We start from the raw sequence: 275 nt of genomic DNA, 5'->3' as shown, positions 1-275 counted from the left end.
GAGCAGCTCTGGGAGACCACGCTCGATCCGGCCAATCGTTCGATGCTGGTCGTCCAGGTCGACCAGGCCGATGTGGCGGACGAGATTTTCACGCGCCTGATGGGCGACGTGGTGGAGCCGCGCCGCGAGTTCATCCAGGAGAATGCGCTGAGCGTCGCCAATCTCGACGTGTAGGCTGGGCGGGGATGATGGCCGGCTCGCCCGGCCCCCCGTTTCCAGACCGGATGATCATGTGCGCTCCGCCACGCGCGATTGCCCAATTTCCTAAGAGGCGA

Annotated in this window: 1 protein-coding gene; it reads left to right on the top strand. The window is 65.1% G+C overall.

The features are described from left to right. Window positions 1–174: hypothetical protein (locus NLU14_RS21745; protein ID WP_275710534.1), on the top strand; the 174-nt coding region annotated here is incomplete at its 5' end. Window positions 175–275: the final 101 nt, after the last annotated feature.

The organism is Marinobacter iranensis, from assembly GCF_029207565.1.
GTDB lineage: Bacteria > Pseudomonadota > Gammaproteobacteria > Pseudomonadales > Oleiphilaceae > Marinobacter > Marinobacter iranensis.
This window is presented reverse-complemented; position numbering and strand designations above follow the sequence as displayed.